This window comes from Kitasatospora sp. NPDC032121 (assembly GCF_055580145.1).
Genome location: NZ_JBVILX010000017.1, coordinates 41794 through 60484 on the forward strand (window position 1 = coordinate 41794; position 18691 = coordinate 60484).

Sequence of the window (18691 nt, forward strand, 5' to 3'; positions counted from 1 at the left end):
GCCGCTTCTCCAGCTCGCGCTGGGCGGCTGACCCCGCGCTCGCGGGGAGGACGAGCCACGGCGGATCGGTGGGCACGCAGCCTCCGGCTGATCCCGCGTAGGCGGGGAAGACGACCAGTGCACCGAGAGTCGCAACGGGGAAACGAGTACCACGGACGGCGGATCAAAAGCGGGTCACCCCGCGCTGGCGCAGCCGGCCACCGGCTGAGGCCCGCGGCGTTTCGCGGAGGCCGTCCTCGCCTCGGTCGCCGTCCCGCCGCCCGGGCCGGAACCCCGGTGCGCCGTCCCGACGGGACTACAGCACGACCCGCCAGCCGATGCGGTGGTGTCCGGGGGCGTGCCGGTGGGTGTCCGGGACGAAGTGGTGGAACGGCCGGCCGGTGGTCAGGCTGTCCGTCAGGGCCGTGAACATGTCCGCGAGGCCGGTGGCCCAGAGGCTGCCAGCGGCGTCGCCTGAGCCGAGGCCCATCTCGTAGACGTGCCCGTAGACGGGGCCGGGGAGGTGGTCCACGAAGAGCAGGCCCCCGTCGTTCGGCAGCGCGATGGGTACCCACCAGTGCGCGTGGCTGACTAGGACGCGCCAGCTCTCGGGGCCGAAGGTCTCCCCGGGGAGCACCTCGGCGAACTCCCGGTGGCGCGTGAGGATGTGCTCTGTGGGGATCAGCCGGTGTCCCAGCGGCAGGAAGGATCCCGCGGGGTACGTCTCCCCGTCGGGTGGCTGCGCGACGCCGTCGTGCAGTTCGAGCAGGGCGCGCAGCTGGGGGTGCAGGGTGAAACCGAGTCCTTCCTCCAGATGTGTGATCCGCCCGGCGTCGGCCGGCGGGCGCAGGGCCGCATGGTCGTCGGGGGAATGGGCGGCCAGCCAGGCGCTGAAGTGCTGCCAGGCCGCGGTGAGAGCTGCGGTGTCAGTATCGGTCACACCGGGACCGTAGGACCGCGCACCGACAGACCGGTCGGGCGTCCCTCGGCTTTCCCCTGGTCGGGAGCAGAAGGAGTGAACAAAACCCGAGCCGCCGACGGCAGGGCGGCCCGGCACCGTCCGGGCCATCGACGTCGTCCGTGTCGACCCCGCCCCTGTGCTGCGGCTCGGCGCTGCAGTGAGTGGCCTCGGCCTCAATACGTTTCGCGATGCACAGTCATGAAGCATCGGAGCTCACACCGAGTCGAGACGGTGGAAAGCCCCTTCGAACTCTTCGGACGAAAGCAGCTCGGCGATCACGATCACCATCTCCCGGATGCCGGGATCTCGAACAATCAGGCCGTCCGAGCACCAGAAGCACCGACCACCTGCCGCTTCGCCTGTCTCCTCCCACCTCTTCATCAACCGGCTGACCTCGGCGACTGTGAAGATCGTCGCACTCCAGCGAGAGCCATCGGGGAGGCGAACCTCAGCATCGACGTTGCAGACCTCGTCGAGTACCTCATCAGGGTTCGGGAGAAAGAAAGCCTCGAAACCATCGGTTCGAACGCGATAGTAGGGGCCGTCCCACTCGGCCTCGGAACGAAGTTCCGTCGGTGTTGGCGTTGCGCGATCCGGACCCAAGGTCACTCCAGTTCCTTACCCGGCGGGATGAAGGTGTCGGCGCTGTCGGCGTCGTCGACGTGGCCGTAGGCGTCGACCGTGATTGCTGTTGCTCGGCCCTGAGATGTGATCAGCCAGGCCAGGACCTGCTCGGTGAGAGGAGTTCCGTTTGGACCCTGATCTGTCCAGTGAGCCCTCCACCCTCCACCGGGCACCGCGGCTACGACCTGGTCAGCCCGCTCCAGGTGGGAGAAGTCCTCATAATCCGTGACCAGGCGCATGGCGCCTCTTTTGGGGTCAACCACCAGCGCTGTTCCGGTTCCCGGGTCCCAGCCCTCCACGCGCACCGTGCGGCCGGTCTCGGTCTCGGTGCCGTTAAAAATGGCAGTCCAGCCGGTCTGATTGAAGTAGCGAAGAGACACCGCTCCATCATCTCCAACGTAGGAGAGGACCCGTCAGGCGCTCCGCCAGCTCCGTTCGCACATCATGCGAACACCACCGGCAGCGCCCGAACGAACGCCCGATTTGGCGGCTACAGACCCGCCCGGTTCAGCAGCCACTCCATGTGCTCGACCGGAAGGAACGGTGAGGAGCCGGCGGCTTCTGCGACGCGCTCCGAGGAGTCGGTGAGCAGGCGGAGCAGGGATTGGAACGGGAGGTTGCGGTGGGGCGCGACCGCGCGGCGGACACGGTCTTCGGGGTCGGCGGCCAGCTTCTCGGCGAGTTCCGAGGGCAGATCCGGATCGCGGGGTGCAAAGGAGCGGAGCCGGGGCTCAGGGTCGGTGGCGAAGCGGCGCAAGGCTGCCGACGGGAACGTCAGGACTTCCTTCTCGTCCCACCAGAACGTGAACTTGTCCCGCCGGGGCCGGTAGCGGCGCTCGATGCTCTCGGCGGTCGCGAGATCGACCAGGTGCGGGGCAGTGTACGCCATGGTGAGGCGGACCATCTCCTCTTCGTCGTCAAGCAGTCGGGCCACCGCGTTGGGGGGAAGGGCCTTGCTGGCGGCCGCGGAGACTCGGAAGCTGACGTAGGGCGAGTCGATGTGCGGCAGCGGATCGGCCGTCACCCAGGGCAGCCGCAGGATCCGCAGTTCCGTGGGTGCGAACTCGTTCCGGAACCACTGCAGGACCGTTTCGTCGTCCGCGTCAGGGTCCGGATCAGCCGTCGAGCGCGACAGCTCGTGGACCGAGGCGTGGATCTGCGCCCGCACGTGCTCGGGCGTGTCCGGCCGGGCGAAGACCTTCACACGGACGCTCAAGGCCGGATCGACCGCGAGGGCCTCGCGGGCCGGCGGCGGAAGGTCAGGATGCCGGGCGAGCTCAGCGCGAACCTCGCTGTCCGGATCTGCGGCGAGCCGCTGGAGGGTGTCCGCGTCGAGAGCGGCGTGAATGACCGCGCCCGCCCGAGTCACCGGGTCCGCCAACAGCGCCGGCAGTAGGTCCGAGGGCGGTGTCGGATGCGGCCGGTGCGTGTAGTAGGTCGAACAGGCCGCAGCGCGGACCTTGGCCTCGGGATCGGTCAGCAGGATCCGGCGGACCGCCTCCGGGGCTTGCGGCCAGTGCTTCGCCAGCGTGGCGCGGATCGCGGGGTCTGAGTCGGCGGCGAGACGGGCCCGGAGGTCGGGCGGCGTGTGATGGCCCTGAGCCAGGTACTCACGGACCCGTGTATCGGGATCGTTGATGAGTTGTTCCAGCATCTCCCTCGGTGCAGTGGCGGCGTGGATAACGAGCGCGGCCCGCACCGCCCCGTCCCGATGGGCGGCCAGTCGGATGCGGAACTGGTCCGGCAGCCGGTCGTTGAGCGCCAGGCTGTGCAGGAGCCAGTGGTCGTCGATCGCGAGCATCTCGGCGATCATGTCCTCGGTAAGGTCCGGCCGCTTCGCCACCTTCCCCATGCCCCGCCGCCATGCGAACAGTCGCCGGACCATAGGAGCTGGCAGGGCAGAATTCATCGCCAACCCGTCCATCACCTTGTCGAGGTGAATCGGAGTCAGAGCGTCGTCATCCATGCGGCCAGCATGCCAGGCGGGCTTCCATGCGACGCCGCCAGGCGACAATCACGACGGCCGCTTCGAGGGATGCGCCAGCCACCGCGGTAATCCCCCAGGGCATCGCCACAGGCACCGAAAGCGGCTCGACCGTCACCCACACGGGCGTGGGCCGAGCCGTTCACCACACCAGCCCAGGGGCCCTGTGCGCATCCCCTCCACGAACCGCGCGGCTTCGCCACCCGTTCCTGAGATTGGCCTGGCAGAGTCGTCCCAACCAGTACCTGGAGCACCACGACGGCCCTCTGCACCGAGGAGGACCAGGTGACCACCCAGCCCGACCACCAGGACGCCGCCGCACCCCGGCCGGCCACCCTGCACGAGCTGCGCACCGCGCTGTCCCGCTACGGCCTGCCCGGCGACCGCGAGGCCTTCGAGCAGGCCCTGGCCGCCCGCCCTCGACTCCTCCCTGATCGGCGACCGTGCCGCCGTCGCCGAGGTCATCGCCACCCACCGCCTGACCCTACGCACCAGCCCCGAGGTCATGGACTCCCTCGTCGCGCCGATCGGCGGCGACGACGGAAGCGGTCGACGGCGCCGACGCCGCCGTCGGCACGCCCGACCACCTCGGCATGGAGCGCCCAGAGGCCTTCACCAAGGCCTTCGAGGACTTCCTGCGCATCCTCTGATCCCGGGCCCCGGCGGGCAACCGGGGCAGTAGGTTCGGGGAGGGGCCCCGAGGACGAGGAGCGGTGACAGTGGCGATGCGGGAGTACCCGCTGGTGGGCGGGCCGGTGGAGATCCGGGGCGCGCTGGACCTGGAAAGGACGCCGGCGGGAGTGCTGCCCCGCCGGCTGCCGGCGTGGACCAAGGAGCAGTACCAGGACCCGTCCGTCCACGGGACGACGGTGATGCCGTCGGGGGTGCGGCTGGTGTTCCGCACCGATGCGCGGGTGCTCGAGCTGGAGGTCCTCACCTCCACGGGGCAGTTCGACGGCGACCCGGAGCCCCGGCCGACCGGGATGCTGGACCTGACGGTGGACGGCGTCCTCGCCGGCCGCCGGCGGGCGCCACTGGGCCACGTGGTGCGGATGGCGGGCCCCGGGGCCGAGCAGCGGCTGACTCCGGGAGAGCCGGGTGCGGTGCGCTTCGCCGGGCTGCCGGCCGGCATGAAGGACATCGAGCTGTGGCTGCCGCAGCAGACCCCCACCGAACTGGTGGCGCTGCGCGCCGATGGCGAGGTCCTGGCACCGCTGCCCGACGACCGTCCCCGCTGGGTGCACCACGGAAGCTCCATCAGCCACTGCCTCGAAGCCGACGGGCCCACCGGTACCTGGCCCGTGGTGGCGGCGTCGCTCGGGGGTGTGGAGGTGACCAACCTCAGCCAGCCGGGCAACGCCCTGCTCGACCCCTACGTCGCCCGGACGATCCGCGACCTGCCCGCCGACCTGATCAGCCTCAAGACCGGCATCAACATCGTGGCCCTGGCCGCGTTCCGGCTGCGGACGTTCGGCCCCGCGGTGCACGGATTCCTGGACACGATCCGCGACGGGCACCCGGACACCCCGCTGCTGGTGATCTCCCCGGTGAGCTGCCCCGCGCTCGACACGCGCCCCGGCCCGACCTCGGTCGGGCCGGACGGGAGGATCACCGCGTTGGGCGAATCGGCCGAGCTGGCCCGCGGGGCGCTGTCGCTCCAGGTGGTCCGGGACGAGTTGGCACGGATCGTGGCCGTGCGGCAAGCCCACGACCCCCACCTGCACCACCTCGACGGGCGCGCGCTGCTCGGCCCTGCCGACGTGGACGACCTCCCCGACGGGCTGCACCCCTCGGCGGCCGCGTACCGGCGGATGGGCGAACGCTTCGCCGCCCACGCCTTCGCCGCCGGGGGCCCCTTCCACACCCCCTCGCCCGCGAGGCCGACGACCCACCGGGCATGACCGACAGCGGCGGATGACGGCCCGCCTAATAGGAGGAACGGCCAGGCAGACCCCCGCCCGACCTCCCCTTCGCTCTTCCCCACCCCAGGCCGGCGGGCCACCTGGCCCCGGTCTCAGTTTGTCTGTTCCGTCGGTGATGCTGTCGGTGCGGGATGGCAGGCTTCGCCCATGAGTTACAACCTTGCTGTCTGGGAAGGCGAGCGGCCGGCAGATGACGCTGCCGCAGGCCAGCGCTTCACCGATCTGTATAACAAGTACATCGCCGCGGGCAGGCCTGACGTCCCTCCGGCGGAGCGAATCGCGGCCTATGCCGCCGCGCTCTTGGAGCGATGGCCCGATCTCACCCAGGATGAGGACGACATCTCGCCCTGGTCGACCGGTCCGCTGATCGGAGAGGCAAGTGGCCCTCTGATCTACTTCCCGATGCGCTGGAGCATGGCCGAGGAGGCGTCCGCCTACGCGGCGGAAGTGGCCTCGTCAATGGGCCTCAACTGCTATGACCCGCAGACACAGCGACTTCGGCCCTGATAGCCGCGAGGGGAAGCCAACTCTCCGCTGAGCTGGATCACGTCGGTCGTCCGAACCCGGCACACCCAACCACCCGAGGGTGCCGGCCGTCAGCGGGCGCCGATCACCAACTGCTTGACCAACCGCACCGTGTTGGGCGCGGACAGCCGACCGCTCTCCGTCCCGACGGCAGCGCACATAGTGACCAGCAGCTGGACGAACGCCACCGATCGCACCGGCTCGTCGGCTTCCTCCCACACCAGGCGAGCCGCCCGAACACCGAACTCTCGGTGAACGGCCAGCAGCTCCAGCACCATCGACGTCACCGGATCCAGCGTCGCGGTCGCAGCCTGGCGCAGCCGGGCGACGCCGGCGTATTCGTCCAGCCGGCCGTAGACCGGCCGGCTGGAGAGCACCGCCAGGCAGACCAGGGCTCCCTCCAACAGGGCGTCTGCGTCCCGCCAGTCCAGTTCGTCGAGAAGGGCTCGGACGGCGGCGGGATCACCGGTGCGTACGGCGGTGTCGGCAGCTTGGTCGATGAGGTCCTCGACGGACAAGGCCCCAAGGCTGGAGGGCGACTCATGGTCGGGGGGATCGGCGTGCATGCCGAGACGGTACCGGGCCGGTCTGCCGTCGTCGCCGCCGGACCGGCGCTCGGTGTCAGGGATGGGGGCTACGGTGCCTGTCCGTGGACGCCACCGATCTCGAACGCCAAACCCGCACACAGTCCGGCTGTATCCCGCCGGAGCTGGTCTCCCGGCTGCTGGAGCGCGGGCACGCCGCCGTGGTGGAGGAGCAGGCCCGGAGCGGGGAGTGGTTCTGCGCCCGGGAGTGGGCGCGGTTGTTGGGTGAGCGGGGCCGGCAGGCCGAGGCGCTGGCTGCGCTGGGCCCGTATCTCGCGACCGGCCGGTGGACGGCCGTTGAGGCCACCGCTGGGCTGTTGGAAGGCTGGGGCCGGATCGAGGAGGCGATCGAGCTGACCCGTGCCCGGATGGCGCTCGGGCACCCGATGGCACTCGAGTCCTATACCCGTCTTCTCGCCCGGAACGGCCGGGCGGGGGAGGCGTTCACGCTGCTGGTGCCGTACGTCGACAACTGGTCCCTCGCCGAGGTTCTGGTCGACGTCGCCGATGTCGCCGGCCGCGACGAGGAGGCCGCGGCGCTGCTCGACTCCCAGGTCCGGGCCGACCACCGGTGCGACGGCCCGTGGTGTCGGCATGGCCTCGATCTCGACACGGCGATCGGTCTGCTGGCGACGATCCGCGAGCGCCAGGGCCGCGTCGACGAGGCCGTCGCCCTGCTCCGCCGCCGGGAGACCACCTCGGTCAACGGCCGCGATCAGATGGCCGACCTGCTGGCCCGGCACGGCCGGATCGAGGACCTGCGAGCCTACGCGGCGACCGAGGACCTGGGTGACGCCGCGCAGCGGCTGGCGGAGCTGCTGGAGGAGCACGGCGACGTCGAGGGCGCGATCGCCGTGTACCGGCAGGCCGCCGAGCCTGCGGCTCAGGACCCGAACGCGGCCTTCCATCTCGCTCGGCTCCTGGCCCGGCACGGCCGGGGCGGCGAGGCGATCGACGTGATGCGGGCCCAGGCCGACGCCCGTCCCGGCGAGGACTGGATCCTCCATGCCCTGGCCGATCTGTGCCTGGACCAGGGCCGCGCCGGGGACGGCCTGGCCCACCTCGACGACCTCAGGGCCCGCCGCGGCGGCGAGGAGAGGTGGGACCTGTTCTGGATGCGGCTGCCGTTGATCGCCGCCAGCGCAGGTGCCGACGCGGCGGTCGAGCAGGCCCGGGCTCATCCCGAGGGCAACACCTGGTACACGGCCGAGCACATCGCAGAGCTCCTGGCCGACGCCGGACGCATAGGGGAGGCCGTCGCCGTCCTCGAACCGCACGCCCCCGCCAACCGCCGCGCCCTGGCCGGCTACCTCATCGACCTCGGCCGCACCGACGACGCCCTGGCCGCCCTACACCAGCACCGTCCCCGGACGCCCGATCCGGCTCCCGTCCAGTGGCACGACGAGCCTCCGTTCTGAGGTTGTGAACGGTCAGCGATTTCCCCCACTTCTGAGGCTTCGTGGTCATGGAATTGGCCAGGGTCGCGATCACGATTCCCCAAGGGAAACTTGACCACGGCGGAAGCCTCGAATACCCCAGATCAGGTGGTTCGACCTGCGAGTGACCGTTCCATCCGAATCGTTCAGGTTCCCCTTGGGCATCCCCGAGCCGGGTTGAGGGTCCTGACCGTCTCGAAGTCGTCACCGTCCCTCGACAGACAGGCCGAGAGGTCGACGGACACTCTGGATGGCAAGGAGAACGTTCACCGTGGTCGACATCGTCGAGATCTACGTCCACTGGTACGCGGGCCGGTCGAAGAACCAGCTCGCGGCCTCGTTGGGGGTGGACCGCAAGACCATCAGGAAGTATCTGGCGCCGGCGGAGGCGTCCGGGATGGCCCCGGGTGGGCCGCCCATGAGCGAGGCGGACTGGGGAAAGCTGATCAAGAGCTGGTTCCCGGAGCTGGCCCGGACGCCCTGGCGGAGAACTTCTGGAGCGTGCTGAAGACCGAGTGCGTGCGCCGCACCGCCTTCGAGACCCGCACCGACGCCGACCTGGCCCTATTCGCCTACATCGACGGCTCCTACAACACGCGCCGCATCCAAAAACGCCTCGGCTGGCTCAGCCCGACGAATACGAGGCCAAGTACCACGCCGACCAGGCGACGGCCGAATCAGTGGCCGTCGAACCACCCACACCCGCCCTGACCAGGTAATCAGCACCTCCCGCTCAACGGGGGAAGCTCAAATGCGGCATGATGCGGAGCCGTGACCGTTCCTACGCGTATAGCCATGCCCGGCCAGGTGCAAAGTCTGTCAGCCCACCATTCTGCGGGTCCGCTGTACGTGACGAGTTACGGCAGCGACATCCTCGAAACGGTTCTGACTGCTGTGGACTTTCGGGAGCTTTCTTGTGGCAGCGGACCTTCCAAGGCACCGGGCGTCCGCGGTCTCGGGGTTCCCAGCAAGGAGTGATGTGGCTGGCCTGGCCTGGGGATGGCGGTCCGGTGCTGGAAGAAGTCGGCCCGGACGGTGATACCCGGAGCATAGTTGTCCCTGCTTGCGATGCTGGCGAGGAGATCGGTGCCTTCGTGGTGCTGGACGACGGGTTCTGCATCTCCTGGGTCGCTGCTCCTCCCTTCCAGCGTGGCGGCGCCCCGTACCGCGAACCCCGTGTGGCTCGGTACGCTCGCGACGGCCGGTGCGTGTGGTCGTCACCGATCAGTCTTGGCGCTCTCTCACTCAGGTGTGGTCGAGGCGGGAGTCCATACGGGCTGGGAGGTGCGCCCGAAGCGGCCATGGACTCCGCAGGAGGTCGACGTCGATCACTGGGAGCCGCTGTTGGTGTCCGGGGACAGAGTGGCCGCGAGTTTCGTGGACTCGCAGGGGGATCGGCGTCACCTTCTTCCTTGACCTGGCGAGCGGCGGGATCGTCGCGTCGACGAAGCCCTTGCCGGCAGGCCGGAAAGCCATTGCCGGGCCAGCGGGGTTCCTGATCGGCTCGCAGGGCTACGGGGAGTTCAGCACCGCACGCTACGACCGCGACGGCGCTCAGGTCGCGCAGTGGAACAGCCACGGAGCCATGCTGGTCGATGCGTCCGGAGCGGTTCGGGGGCCCGAACTGGAAAACCGTCTCCCGTCCCGCTCAAGGTTCCGAGAACTGACCGATATAGGCACACTGGTAGACGGTCCGGTGCTGACCGGCTACTACACCTCCTACCCCGCGCTGGACTGTGCGGGCACCGCTGTGTTCTGGCGGGACGGCAGGCTCCTGGCCATCGACTCAAGCCTGGGGCAGCACGAGTACTTTGCGACCGATGACTCCCGAAACGTCATGAGCCGCACCCTGCTGCTCGACACCGGGCAGGTCGCCTTCGCGTTGGACAACGAGCTGCTGCTTTTTCAGACCCGCTCGGCCCACCTGCCCCCGGCGCCTGGCCCTGTGGAGACGGCAATCTGCACGGTAACCCAGTCAGGTGGACCGACTGAATCCTGCCCCAAGATACCGAGCAGGGCGTGCCCCGCTCGGCTGAAGGCGTGAGGGCTTCGAGAGGATGGCCCGATGAGCATGAGGCATCCGCGCGAGGCCGGCCAGGAACATGTGCTGGCGCGCTATGTCACGCCCGGCCAACGGTACTTGGAGCTACTGGGCGGCAACTTCTTCAGGCTGGACGAGCCAGAGCGGTCGAACTTCGCTGAGGCCCTCTCCTCGGATGCCGCTTCGGTGAATGCCGAAGAGCTGAGTGCGCTCCTCGGCTATGAATGGCGCTCACGGTTGACTGGCTCCTGGCTGGCCGGGGTGGCCAGGCGGACCGAGCGGCGGAGCTTGATCGGGCAGCTCCTACTGGCCAGCGAGCTGACGTACGCCGGTCAGGGCTACTGCTTCGCGCTGGCCCGGTTCGGCACAACCGAGGATGCCCAGATCCTCACGGAGTACCTCGCCCGGTATCTACCGCAACTCGACCGCCGCTACGACCAGCCACTTGCCTTGGGCGCCCTGCTCCGGCTGGACAGCCTACTGGGCACCGACTACGCGCAACGCTTCACTGCTGTCGACGGTCCGTGGGATCGGTGGGTAGAGGCCCTGCCGCACCTACGCGGTAATCCCGCATGGACGGCAGATGCTCAGCGACACAGCCTGGACGCTTGGTGTGAGTGGCCGTGGCCGGACGCCCCGCTCACGGCCGAACCCGGAGACAGCGGCAGCCTCGGCTAACGCCTGCTGCCACCGTTACCCCGCCCTGCTGGGCCTCGGTGGTGCCGTGCCGTACCCCGGCCGGTAGCGGTGCGGTGGACCAGTCGCGGGCGTAGGCGTTCAGTCTCGATGACAGGCGCTCGGCGCTCATGGTGCCGCGGTCGACCTCACTGCGCCCCAGGGTCGGCGAAGTCTTCACCGTCTCCGCCGCCGACCCGGCGGTCGCGACGCTCTTCCTCCAGCCGAACGGCAACCTGGAGGTCTGGAACGCGACTGGGTCGTTCGGGGGCTGGATCAGCTTCGGCGGTGTGGAGTGGTCCTGTGCCGCCTGACCGTATTCGGCGGCTCGCCGCCCACACGGCGCTGTGCGGAGCGTCGTTCGTCGTTGCCTCGGTTTGGGGCACCCAGTTGTTCAAGTGCTCTCGACACCGAGCTCGGCCGCCTACATTGTTGACAGAAGGTTCTGAGCCTTCTGTGGTGGCTCAGTTGGGGGCCGCGGTACGGCGATAGCCGGCCGGGCTTGGCAGTCGGCAGGGGAGGGGGCCCAGGTGTCCGTTGGGCGGGCAGGGGCGGTGCTTTTGGCATTGGGTGGGGTCTTGGTGGCCGCTGGCGGAGTCACGGCGGCGGTCTTCGCCCGGGACTCGGGAGTGGTGGTGAAGCAGGAGAACCTCCCGCTCACCCCGGAGATGCAGGAGTATGTTCAGAACCCGGCAGCGTTCGAGGAATATCTTCGTTCGCATCCTCCGCGGCCTCTGATGGGTGAGATCCGCGAGGGAGGCAAGTAGAGCACCGCTGCGGGGCTGCGCAACTCGGTCAGCGCAGCCCCGCAACCATCGCCCCTGGGATCAGTGGGAGTTGAGCCAGTTGATCACGCCGACGGCGTTACCTCCATGGTTGGACGAGTACATGTAGTTCTCGGTCCAGTTGCCGCTCTCGTCTGCCACCCGGTGGCTGTTGGTTCCCACGATCTGGCTACTCCCCTGGAAGTCGGCGACGATTGGCCCGCCGCTGGCACCATGCCCCATGTCGCAGGCGAGCTTCAGCCGGTTGTCGAAAGGGTTCCAGTTGCCCGCGTCGACGGCGTTGCCGTGGCAGTACATGGGCTTAGACCCGTTGTGGAACTCGGAGGTGGGGCGGTTGTAGCCATCGACCGGGTACCCGAGCGAAGTGACTCCGTTGATGTCGGATTCGCTGTTGAAGCGGTAACCGTAAGCGCCGATCCAGTCCTGGAGATTGCCGTATTCTGATTGCGCGGTAACGATCCCTCCGCCCATGTCGCCCCAGAGGTGGTCGCTGTCATCGGCCCAAGCGGACGAGACAATGATTGACTTGACGGGCCAGAACCCCCAGGGAGCCGTTTCGTCGTACCCTGGCGCGAAGAGAAACTTCGAGTAGAATCCGCCGCCCTTGCCGCTGTGCAAGCAATGGCCGGCAGTCCAGATCGAATTCTTGTTGTTCGCGACGATGACGGCGGCGCTGCACGTTCCGAGCCTATCGTTGCCGGCGTCGAAGAAGAGTCGACCAGTGATGTTGATGTCCGGCCCGAGAGGTGAGGCGAGGTCCGAGCGTGACAGATCCCCGATCGTGGCAACCGTTAGCGGCGAAGTCTGAGCCGCTTTCTGGCGCAACCTGAGCGGCGCGACCGAATCTGCGATGGCAGCCTTGGCGGCCTGTGGCTTGACTTCTGCGTGACGAAGCGCCCGTTCGTGTGCCTTGCCAGCGGCGTCCTCGGTGACTGTTGGTGCAGGCAGTGGGTTGGCGGTGGCCTGACGGATCCGCTCGGGTGTCCAAAAATCAAGGACGGACTGTTCGGGCTCGGGCGTGATCCATGATGTGACGCCGCTCTCCGGAGTCTCCGAAGTGACGGGGACGTCGGGGGCGGCCTTGGCAATACTGGCTCCGGCTGCCGACATGGCCAGAATCACGGCGGCTATGAAAGTGCGGCGAAATCTCAACTCTTGCTCCGTCCATTCGATTTGCGGCACACCGTTTGCTCGCGGCGTATTTCGACCGTAGCGGCGGACCGATGATCGAATAATCGGCAATGTGCTGTTGGCTGGAAATGCTCGCTAACATGTCTCAAATCCCGTGCGGGCTTTCCGGGAAAAATCCAAAGAGGATCCTATTGGTCAATAGCGGGCGATGCCCCCAAAGGGCGTGTCAGGTGAAATCAATCCAGATGGCGACATGTCGGATTAATATTGGAACGGGCTACCGTTTGTCGCGATGGTCGCGCGTTGAGTCTCTTCGCCAACTGAATACTTGAAGATGCCTTCGAAACTCCACGTCAGGGCAACTTCGGGCGAGGTAGGCGTAGCATGTCGGGCGGCGAGATCGCGGTGTAGCGGAAGCCGTATGATGGCTTCCGCCGCGGGGAATGTCTGTTCGGAGTCTCTGTGAGCGTCCCGCCGACCGCAGAACCCACCCTGGGGGAGCTCCAGCGCGCTCTGCTACAGCTCCGCGAAGACCAGCGGGACGGCATCGCGGGACTGCGCGAGAATCTGCGAGCTGACCTTCAGGTCCTTGCCGGCCGTATCGAGTAGGCCGTTGCCAAGGACGTCTACTCGTCCGACCAGCGATAGATCGACCAGCGACTCGTCGTCATCGAACGAGACCTCACCGTCGGAGACCCGCGCCCGGGAAGCGGCCGAGACGTCGGCGGTCGCGGGTCGGCGGTGGCTGGTCGGCGCGTTCCTCGCACCACTGGTCGTGGCCGCGATGCAGCCGTCCGCCGCCTGCGCCGGTGTGGTGAACCCGTTGCCGTTGCACTGGTTCCAGAAGGACGCCGTGGCCGCCGCCGTGAAGGCGGTGAAGGGCGGCGGCCGCGCGACCGTGGTCGCCACCACCGACTCCGGCAAGACCCTCATCGCGGCCGGCTACGCCCGCCGCCTGGCCGCGTGCGGCGTCGTCCTGGTCCTGGTGCCGACGATCGAACTCCTGGAACAGACCGCGGAAGCGTGGTCGCTGAAGGGCGGGCGCCGGGGCCTGGTGGTGGCAGCCTGCTCGCGGGAGGAAGCGCTGGAGAGTGCGAAGGCCGGCGGCCGGGTGCGGGCGCAGGTGTCGACGCAGGCCGCGCGGATCGCGGACCTGGTCGCCTCGGCGAAGCCGGGCGAGCCGGTGACGGTGTACGCGACCTACGCGTCGCTGGAGCGGATCGTCCAGGCCCACCGCGACTTCCGGCCTGGGACCTGGTCGTCATCGACGAGGCGCACCGCACCGCGGGGGCGGAGGGCAAGGCCTGGGCGGCCGTGCACGACGACGCCCAGGTCCCCGCCGTGCGCCGGCTGTACTTCACCGCGAGGCGGGTGTCTCCCCGGCCGGACCGCAGAGCCGCCGGCCGGAGTCCGCGCCGCCTGCTGCCCCAGAAGCACTGCGGTCGCCGCCGGATCGGCGCCGCATGGAGGGGGGACCGCCGCCAGCTACTCTCCCGTTGTTCTGTGCGCCGGCCCGGGGGCCGCGGGGGCAGCAGGAGGTGGCAGGCCACCGCCATAGGCACATCCCTGTGCGCACCATGATCCCGACCGAGCTCCGTGAACGCCTTCTCCGACACCGTCCCGCGCAGCTTGAGCTCACTAGGGACGGCGACGACGGCCGGACTGCCGCAATCATGAAAGTTATCCGCTCGGAGTTGGCCCTTGATCTCCGAGCCACGAGGGAGAGCGGATCAGTGCATCCAAGTGCTCGTTCCTTGCCAGAAACTCGCGCACCATGGGATCAGCATCCTCCGACAGGTGAACCAGGAGACCCGGAGGATCATCGGACGCATTGGCGGCAAGCGCCGCGCGGACGTCAGGTTGAGGGTGTCTGGCCAGCCGCTCTTTCACGCCGGCGGGCATCGACGAGTTGGCGGCGATGGTGCGGGCCGCGCCAAGCGAGATGATCTCCTCGATCAACTCCACGGGCAGGTCCCGCCGCCGAGCCACGCAACGGCGCGCGGCAGGATGGCGGACGAGACGGCGAAGCAGATCCAGGTCGAGCCCCTCTTGGACAGCCAACTCCTGCAGCTCAACATCCAAGCTCATGGCCTGAAGGCTAGGCGACTTGGAGGCTCGCGTCAGCCGCGGCGGCCTTTTCCTGGCGACCGGCGACCGACACTGGCTCCGCGTGATCTGGGCCTGCCGGCGCGACGGCACGCTCTACGATCCCGACACCCACCAGGCCAACAGCAAGATCAATCGAGCCGTCCGCCCCACCGGCCGCATGATCTTCTACCACCTCGCCAGCCTCAGGATCCGGCCCGGCACCACCACCAGCCCACCCGCCGTCCTCCAAGCACACCTGCTCGAACTCCTCGGCATCGACGAAACCCGACCCCGCTGGCTGGAAACCTAAAACCCCATGTGCGAAGTCCGGGCCTAGCCTTGAGCGATGAAGCTGCCCCTCGCGTACCGGACCGCCGAGTCGCTGCTCGCGGGCTTCCCCCTGCGCTGGGCGCACTCCTGTCGGGTCCTGGAGCAGGCCCGGCTCCTCGCTCCGGTCCTCGGTGCCGACGGGGAGCTGGTGTGCGTCGCCGCGGTGCTTCACGACGTCGGGTACGCGACGTGTGCGGTTGACACCGGCCAGCACATGATCGACGGCGCCCGGTACCTGCGTCGGATCGGCGTCGGTGACGAGGTCTGTTCGCTGGTCGCCTACCACTCCTCGTCGGAGTGGGAGGCGGCCGAGTTGGGCTTGTCGGCCGCGCTCGCGGAGTTCCGCCGGCCGCCGTCGGACCTGCTGGACGCGATCACGTACTGCGACCTCACCAGCGGCCCCGACGGCGCCGTGGTGAACCCGGTGTCCCGGCTCGACGAGGTGCTCCGCCGGTACGGCGCCGGCCACGTCGTCCACCGCGCCGTCTCCGCCGCCCGCCCGGCGCTGCTCGACATGGTCGACCGGGTCGCGAAGCGGCTGGCCGGCTCCGACGGCGCCTGAGCGCTCAACCGAGGTGCGGGGGCTCCCCGTTCCGGAAGCCGTGGTCGAGGCGGAGCCTGGTCGTCGGGGCGATGTCGAGCCCGTCCAGGTCCTCCCGCGGCACCCAGCGGACCTCGAAGGACTCGGAACTGGCGGCGAGCCGGCCGCCCACCGGCCGTGCGCGGAAGCACAGGGAGAACTCCTGGCGCACCTCCCCGTCGGAGAACTCGATCACGTGGCCGGGATCGCTGTACGTGCCGACGAGGCCGGTGACCTCGACCTCGATGCCGGTCTCCTCCCGCACCTCCCGCACGACGGCCCCCGGAAGGTCCTCACCGATCTCCAGGACCCCGCCCGGCATGCCCCAGCGGCCGTTGTCGGAGCGCCGCTCCAGCAGGAGTTCGCCGCGCCCGTTCACCACGAACGCGGTGACGGCGGGCACGATCCGCTGCGCCCGCGGGGCGTTCGGGTCGTCGAAGTAGTCGGTACGGCTCACGGTGCCTGCCTCGGCAGCGGAAGCGGTACGGCACCGGACCAGGCCTTCTCGAAGCTCTCCTGGTAGGTCGACACCAGCCGGGCGCCATGGACGCGGCGCAGGTGGAGCACCGGGGTGAGCGGTGCGCCCACGCCGTAGATCTGGGTGTTGACCAGCATCTCGTCGTCGAACCAGTACAGGGAGTTGTGCAGCGTGGACCGGTGTACCCGGAACTCGATGCCGGGTGTGCCGTGGAGCGGACGGTAGAGCTTGATGACCTCGCGCACCTTGTACGCGACGCCTTCGCCGAGCTCCTCCTCCTCGCCCCGCCGCGCGATCTCCGGGCTCTCCGGGTCACCGAGCAGCATCCGGACCCTTACCCCCGCCCGTGCCCGTTCGGTCAGCGCCCGGTGCCACCGCGGGTTCTGGGCCAGGTGGACGCCGGCGTGGACCAGGATCCCGATGTCGCTCGCGGCCCGCTCGGCGAACTGCACCCACGACTCCGGTGGCACGGAGGAGCGATGGGGGTAGACGTGGACGATCTCGGCGTCGGCCTCGTCCAGCCGCCGGGTCTCGGACTTCGCGTCCGGCCAGAGGTAGTCCTCGTCGATCTGCAGCTTGGCCGCGGCTGCCTGGCGGTGTCGCCGGTACGGTTCGCGGTTCCTGAGGATCCAGCGTTCCACCGTCTTGGCGTCGACACCGCAGTGCTCCGCCAGCTCCTGCTCGGTCACCCCTCGGACGACCAGCGCCGACCGGAGGCGTTCGTTCGCCATGGTGCTCCCGATGAGGGACGTCTTGGGACGTGCTGAGGCCTCAGGACGATACCGAGGACGTCCCAGGACGTCCAGCTCGGCTCTGATCACGTCCCCTTCCTCGGAGGCATCCTGAGTCCCCGCCGGTTCGGATACCGCATCGGTCGGCTCGAACTCGCCCGCTCATCTGCGGAGACCTGCCATGAACCCGAGTGTTCCCAGCACCATCGCCGACGACCCGGTCGACACCACCGGCGTCCTGGCCGCCGTCCACGTGAGCTCCGGGGGACTCGTCCTCGGGGTCTCTCCGGGTGTGGACCGCGGCGAAGCGGACCGCCGGGCGGCCGCGGCATGACCGCGGCCATGCCCGTGAAGGGCGCCGGGAGGCCCCTGCGGCCCCTGCCGCTGCCCGGACTCCTGTCCGCCGTCCACATCCCCGACCCCCACAGCCCCGGCATGGCCGGCCTGGCCTCCTACCTGGCCCGGCGCCACGCTCGGGTGACGGTCTCGTCGGCGCCCCTCGATGCCCGCCCCGACCTGCGCCGAAAGCTCGAACGGTGCGGTGTCCGCCTGCAGGCGACCACCCCCGGGGGGATCCCGCTGATCTGGGGCGGGGACAACACCGCGATCCAGGACATCCTCGACCACGCCGTCGGCCGGGGCCTTCCCGTACTGGGCTACGACCGGGCCGTCGAGCTGCTGGCCGGGACGGCTCCGGTCACGGTCGCCGTCGCGGGCAGCCATTCGACCACCATGGCGGCTGCCGCGCTCACCTGCGCGCTCGCCCGCCGTGACCCCGGGTGGATCCTCGCCGAGCCCCCGAAAGGGGACTCCGTCGGCTACGACGGCGACGGGGAGGTCCTGGTCGCGGACCTCTGTCCGGACAGCTCCGGTCATGAGACGTCGCCGCCCGGTTGGCGCTTCCGCACCCTCGGTGAAGGGCTGCGTCCGACCGTCACACTGATCACCGCCGCGGACGCGGCACCGCCGTGCTGGTGGAACCAGCCGGAGGCGCTGGACCGGATGGAGGCCCTCGCCCGGCGGAGCGAGACGGTGGTGGTGTGGGCCACCCAGCCGGGCTGCCAGGAACTGGCGGACCGGCTGCGCAGGCACCGTCCGGGTCTCAGGGTGGTGACCGTCAGCCGCGGCACCGACACGGACGTGCAGGTCCTCCGGACGTTCTGGACCGGAGAGGACCACCGCGTCACCGTCCAGGCCGACGGCGAGCGTCACACGTTCACCCTGCCGGTCGCCGGGACGAACAACGCCATGGCCGTGGCAGCCGCGTGGGCCGCGGGCTGGGCCCTCGGTGTTCCCGGCACCGAACTCGCCGACGGGCTCGGCGCGTTCGCGGGCGTCGAACGGTCGCTGACCCGGCTCGGCTCGGCCGGCGGCATCGACGTCGTGGAGTCCAGGGCCGTGCACCCGGGGGAGATCGCCGCCGACCTCCAGGGCGCCCGGATGCTCACCGAGGGCGCGTTGGTGGCCGTGTACGAGCCCTCCGGGCACCTGCGGTCGAACGCCCTCGCCGGTCCGATCGCCGACGCCCTGAGCGCCGCCGACCGGACCGTGCTGCTGCCCGTCCACTCGACGTTCCCCCGGCACCGGAACCGGGCCGACGGCGGCGAAGCCATCCTCAACGCCGGTTCCACCGACACGGTGATCCGGCACGAGCCCGGCCTGCACCAAGCGGGCGCCGACGCCCTCGTCGCCTCCCTCGTCCAGCGGGGCGACCTGATCCTGACCATCGGTCCGCACCTGGCCCGGCAGATCGGGCCCTCGCTGCTGGCCGTGCTGGACCAGACGTAGCCGCCGACCCGGCAGCCCCCCTTCCGCCCCGCTCCTCCTGGAGATCCGC

At 69.5% G+C, this 18691-nt stretch carries 23 protein-coding genes; 13 read left to right on the plus strand and 10 right to left on the minus strand.

What is annotated here, in order from left to right; translation table 11 throughout:
* Positions 1–295: 295 nt before the first annotated feature.
* The 4 genes from ACZ5OX_RS31175 to ACZ5OX_RS31190 form a co-directional block, all read right to left on the minus strand.
* The gene (locus ACZ5OX_RS31175) at positions 296–919 is read right to left on the minus strand and encodes an SMI1/KNR4 family protein (protein ID WP_465634622.1); all 624 of its coding nucleotides are present in this window, start codon (positions 917–919) and stop codon (positions 296–298) included.
* A 234-nt stretch (positions 920–1153) separates the two neighbouring features.
* Positions 1154–1549 carry a hypothetical protein gene (locus tag ACZ5OX_RS31180; protein WP_465634624.1) on the minus strand — a complete coding sequence of 132 codons (396 nt, stop codon included), beginning with the start codon at positions 1547–1549 and terminating at the stop codon, positions 1154–1156.
* Complete coding sequence (locus ACZ5OX_RS31185) at positions 1546–1944, minus strand: hypothetical protein (protein WP_465634625.1); 399 nt, start codon at positions 1942–1944, stop codon at positions 1546–1548. The genes ACZ5OX_RS31180 and ACZ5OX_RS31185 overlap by 4 nt, the downstream gene beginning before the upstream one ends.
* A 110-nt stretch (positions 1945–2054) precedes the next feature.
* The gene (locus ACZ5OX_RS31190; RefSeq protein WP_465634627.1) at positions 2055–3530 is read right to left on the minus strand and encodes a hypothetical protein; all 1476 of its coding nucleotides are present in this window, start codon (positions 3528–3530) and stop codon (positions 2055–2057) included.
* 743 nt (positions 3531–4273) lie between these two features.
* Here ACZ5OX_RS31190 and ACZ5OX_RS31195 point away from each other — a divergent pair.
* Both ACZ5OX_RS31195 and ACZ5OX_RS31200 read left to right on the plus strand, forming a co-directional pair.
* On the plus strand, positions 4274–5449 hold the full coding sequence (locus ACZ5OX_RS31195; protein ID WP_465634772.1) for an SGNH/GDSL hydrolase family protein: 1176 nt from the start codon (positions 4274–4276) through the stop codon (positions 5447–5449).
* A 168-nt stretch (positions 5450–5617) separates the two neighbouring features.
* Complete coding sequence (locus ACZ5OX_RS31200; RefSeq protein WP_465634628.1) at positions 5618–5977, plus strand: hypothetical protein; 360 nt, start codon at positions 5618–5620, stop codon at positions 5975–5977.
* Between the two features lie 89 nt (positions 5978–6066).
* Here the strand turns inward: ACZ5OX_RS31200 and ACZ5OX_RS31205 are convergent, their stop codons facing one another.
* Positions 6067–6513 (minus strand): hypothetical protein, encoded by a 447-nt coding sequence (locus ACZ5OX_RS31205; RefSeq protein ID WP_465634629.1) that lies wholly within the window; start codon positions 6511–6513, stop codon positions 6067–6069.
* Between the two features lie 131 nt (positions 6514–6644).
* Here ACZ5OX_RS31205 and ACZ5OX_RS31210 point away from each other — a divergent pair, with 131 nt between their 5' ends.
* The 6 genes from ACZ5OX_RS31210 (at position 6645) to ACZ5OX_RS31235 (ending at position 11045) form a co-directional block, all read left to right on the plus strand.
* Positions 6645–7997, plus strand: coding sequence for a tetratricopeptide repeat protein (locus ACZ5OX_RS31210; protein ID WP_465634630.1), 1353 nt, complete (start codon positions 6645–6647; stop codon positions 7995–7997).
* Positions 7998–8265: 268 nt separating this feature from the next.
* Positions 8266–8523, plus strand: a complete 258-nt coding sequence (locus tag ACZ5OX_RS31215) for a hypothetical protein (protein WP_465634632.1) — start codon at positions 8266–8268, stop codon at positions 8521–8523.
* Positions 8517–8726 (plus strand): IS3 family transposase, encoded by a 210-nt coding sequence (locus ACZ5OX_RS31220; RefSeq protein WP_465634633.1) that lies wholly within the window; start codon positions 8517–8519, stop codon positions 8724–8726. Before ACZ5OX_RS31215 ends, ACZ5OX_RS31220 begins: the two co-directional genes overlap by 7 nt.
* Before the next feature lie 742 nt (positions 8727–9468).
* A complete protein-coding gene (locus ACZ5OX_RS31225) occupies positions 9469–10059 on the plus strand; it encodes a hypothetical protein (protein WP_465634635.1) in 591 nt (196 codons plus the stop codon).
* A 21-nt stretch (positions 10060–10080) separates the two neighbouring features.
* On the plus strand, positions 10081–10734 hold the full coding sequence (locus ACZ5OX_RS31230; RefSeq protein ID WP_465634636.1) for a DUF6000 family protein: 654 nt from the start codon (positions 10081–10083) through the stop codon (positions 10732–10734).
* Between the two features lie 128 nt (positions 10735–10862).
* The gene (locus ACZ5OX_RS31235) at positions 10863–11045 is read left to right on the plus strand and encodes a hypothetical protein (RefSeq protein WP_465634637.1); all 183 of its coding nucleotides are present in this window, start codon (positions 10863–10865) and stop codon (positions 11043–11045) included.
* A 513-nt stretch (positions 11046–11558) separates the two neighbouring features.
* Here the strand turns inward: ACZ5OX_RS31235 and ACZ5OX_RS31240 are convergent.
* A complete protein-coding gene (locus ACZ5OX_RS31240) occupies positions 11559–12638 on the minus strand; it encodes a trypsin-like serine peptidase (protein WP_465634638.1) in 1080 nt (359 codons plus the stop codon).
* A 525-nt stretch (positions 12639–13163) separates the two neighbouring features.
* A complete protein-coding gene (locus ACZ5OX_RS31245; RefSeq protein ID WP_465634778.1) occupies positions 13164–13580 on the minus strand; it encodes a hypothetical protein in 417 nt (138 codons plus the stop codon).
* Here ACZ5OX_RS31245 and ACZ5OX_RS31250 point away from each other — a divergent pair.
* Positions 13546–14205: a DEAD/DEAH box helicase family protein gene (locus tag ACZ5OX_RS31250; RefSeq protein WP_465634639.1), complete on the plus strand. Its 660-nt coding sequence runs from the start codon at positions 13546–13548 to the stop codon at positions 14203–14205. The genes ACZ5OX_RS31245 and ACZ5OX_RS31250 overlap by 35 nt on opposite strands.
* A 122-nt stretch (positions 14206–14327) precedes the next feature.
* Here ACZ5OX_RS31250 and ACZ5OX_RS31255 read toward each other — a convergent pair whose 3' ends face one another.
* Positions 14328–14735 carry a hypothetical protein gene (locus tag ACZ5OX_RS31255; RefSeq protein WP_465634641.1) on the minus strand — a complete coding sequence of 136 codons (408 nt, stop codon included), beginning with the start codon at positions 14733–14735 and terminating at the stop codon, positions 14328–14330.
* Between the two features lie 82 nt (positions 14736–14817).
* Between ACZ5OX_RS31255 and ACZ5OX_RS31260 the strand changes: the two genes are divergently transcribed.
* Together ACZ5OX_RS31260 and ACZ5OX_RS31265 are read left to right on the plus strand one after the other, a co-directional pair.
* A complete protein-coding gene (locus ACZ5OX_RS31260; protein ID WP_465634643.1) occupies positions 14818–15045 on the plus strand; it encodes a hypothetical protein in 228 nt (75 codons plus the stop codon).
* Between the two features lie 36 nt (positions 15046–15081).
* The gene (locus tag ACZ5OX_RS31265; protein WP_465634644.1) at positions 15082–15627 is read left to right on the plus strand and encodes an HD domain-containing protein; all 546 of its coding nucleotides are present in this window, start codon (positions 15082–15084) and stop codon (positions 15625–15627) included.
* Positions 15628–15631: 4 nt separating this feature from the next.
* On the opposite strand, the gene ACZ5OX_RS31270 is transcribed toward ACZ5OX_RS31265, so the two are convergent.
* Positions 15632–16102, minus strand: coding sequence for an NUDIX hydrolase (locus ACZ5OX_RS31270; RefSeq protein ID WP_465634646.1), 471 nt, complete (start codon positions 16100–16102; stop codon positions 15632–15634).
* The gene (locus ACZ5OX_RS31275) at positions 16099–16854 is read right to left on the minus strand and encodes a helix-turn-helix domain-containing protein (protein ID WP_465634647.1); all 756 of its coding nucleotides are present in this window, start codon (positions 16852–16854) and stop codon (positions 16099–16101) included. The genes ACZ5OX_RS31270 and ACZ5OX_RS31275 overlap by 4 nt, the downstream gene beginning before the upstream one ends.
* Positions 16855–17035: 181 nt before the next feature.
* Here ACZ5OX_RS31275 and ACZ5OX_RS31280 point away from each other — a divergent pair, with 181 nt between their 5' ends.
* Positions 17036–17188 carry a hypothetical protein gene (locus ACZ5OX_RS31280; protein WP_465634648.1) on the plus strand — a complete coding sequence of 51 codons (153 nt, stop codon included), beginning with the start codon at positions 17036–17038 and terminating at the stop codon, positions 17186–17188.
* A gap of 8 nt (positions 17189–17196) precedes the next feature.
* Positions 17197–18642, plus strand: a complete 1446-nt coding sequence (locus ACZ5OX_RS31285; protein ID WP_465634650.1) for a Mur ligase domain-containing protein — start codon at positions 17197–17199, stop codon at positions 18640–18642.
* The last annotated feature ends 49 nt before the right edge of the window (positions 18643–18691 follow it).

What these genes read in the sequence shown, in the direction of transcription:
- ACZ5OX_RS31190 (WP_465634627.1), bottom strand. Translation starts at nt 3,530, where the DNA reads ATGGATGACGACGCTCTGACTCCGATTCACCTCGACAAGGTGATGGAC.
- ACZ5OX_RS31195 (WP_465634772.1), top strand. Translation starts at nt 4,274, where the DNA reads ATGCGGGAGTACCCGCTGGTGGGCGGGCCGGTGGAGATCCGGGGCGCG.
- ACZ5OX_RS31200 (WP_465634628.1), top strand. Translation starts at nt 5,618, where the DNA reads ATGAGTTACAACCTTGCTGTCTGGGAAGGCGAGCGGCCGGCAGATGAC.
- ACZ5OX_RS31215 (WP_465634632.1), top strand. Translation starts at nt 8,266, where the DNA reads ATGGCAAGGAGAACGTTCACCGTGGTCGACATCGTCGAGATCTACGTC.
- ACZ5OX_RS31230 (WP_465634636.1), top strand. Translation starts at nt 10,081, where the DNA reads ATGAGCATGAGGCATCCGCGCGAGGCCGGCCAGGAACATGTGCTGGCG.
- ACZ5OX_RS31235 (WP_465634637.1), top strand. Translation starts at nt 10,863, where the DNA reads ATGGTGCCGCGGTCGACCTCACTGCGCCCCAGGGTCGGCGAAGTCTTC.
- ACZ5OX_RS31245 (WP_465634778.1), bottom strand. Translation starts at nt 13,580, where the DNA reads ATGAGGGTCTTGCCGGAGTCGGTGGTGGCGACCACGGTCGCGCGGCCG.
- ACZ5OX_RS31255 (WP_465634641.1), bottom strand. Translation starts at nt 14,735, where the DNA reads ATGAGCTTGGATGTTGAGCTGCAGGAGTTGGCTGTCCAAGAGGGGCTC.
- ACZ5OX_RS31265 (WP_465634644.1), top strand. Translation starts at nt 15,082, where the DNA reads ATGAAGCTGCCCCTCGCGTACCGGACCGCCGAGTCGCTGCTCGCGGGC.
- ACZ5OX_RS31275 (WP_465634647.1), bottom strand. Translation starts at nt 16,854, where the DNA reads ATGGCGAACGAACGCCTCCGGTCGGCGCTGGTCGTCCGAGGGGTGACC.
- ACZ5OX_RS31280 (WP_465634648.1), top strand. Translation starts at nt 17,036, where the DNA reads ATGAACCCGAGTGTTCCCAGCACCATCGCCGACGACCCGGTCGACACC.
- ACZ5OX_RS31285 (WP_465634650.1), top strand. Translation starts at nt 17,197, where the DNA reads ATGCCCGTGAAGGGCGCCGGGAGGCCCCTGCGGCCCCTGCCGCTGCCC.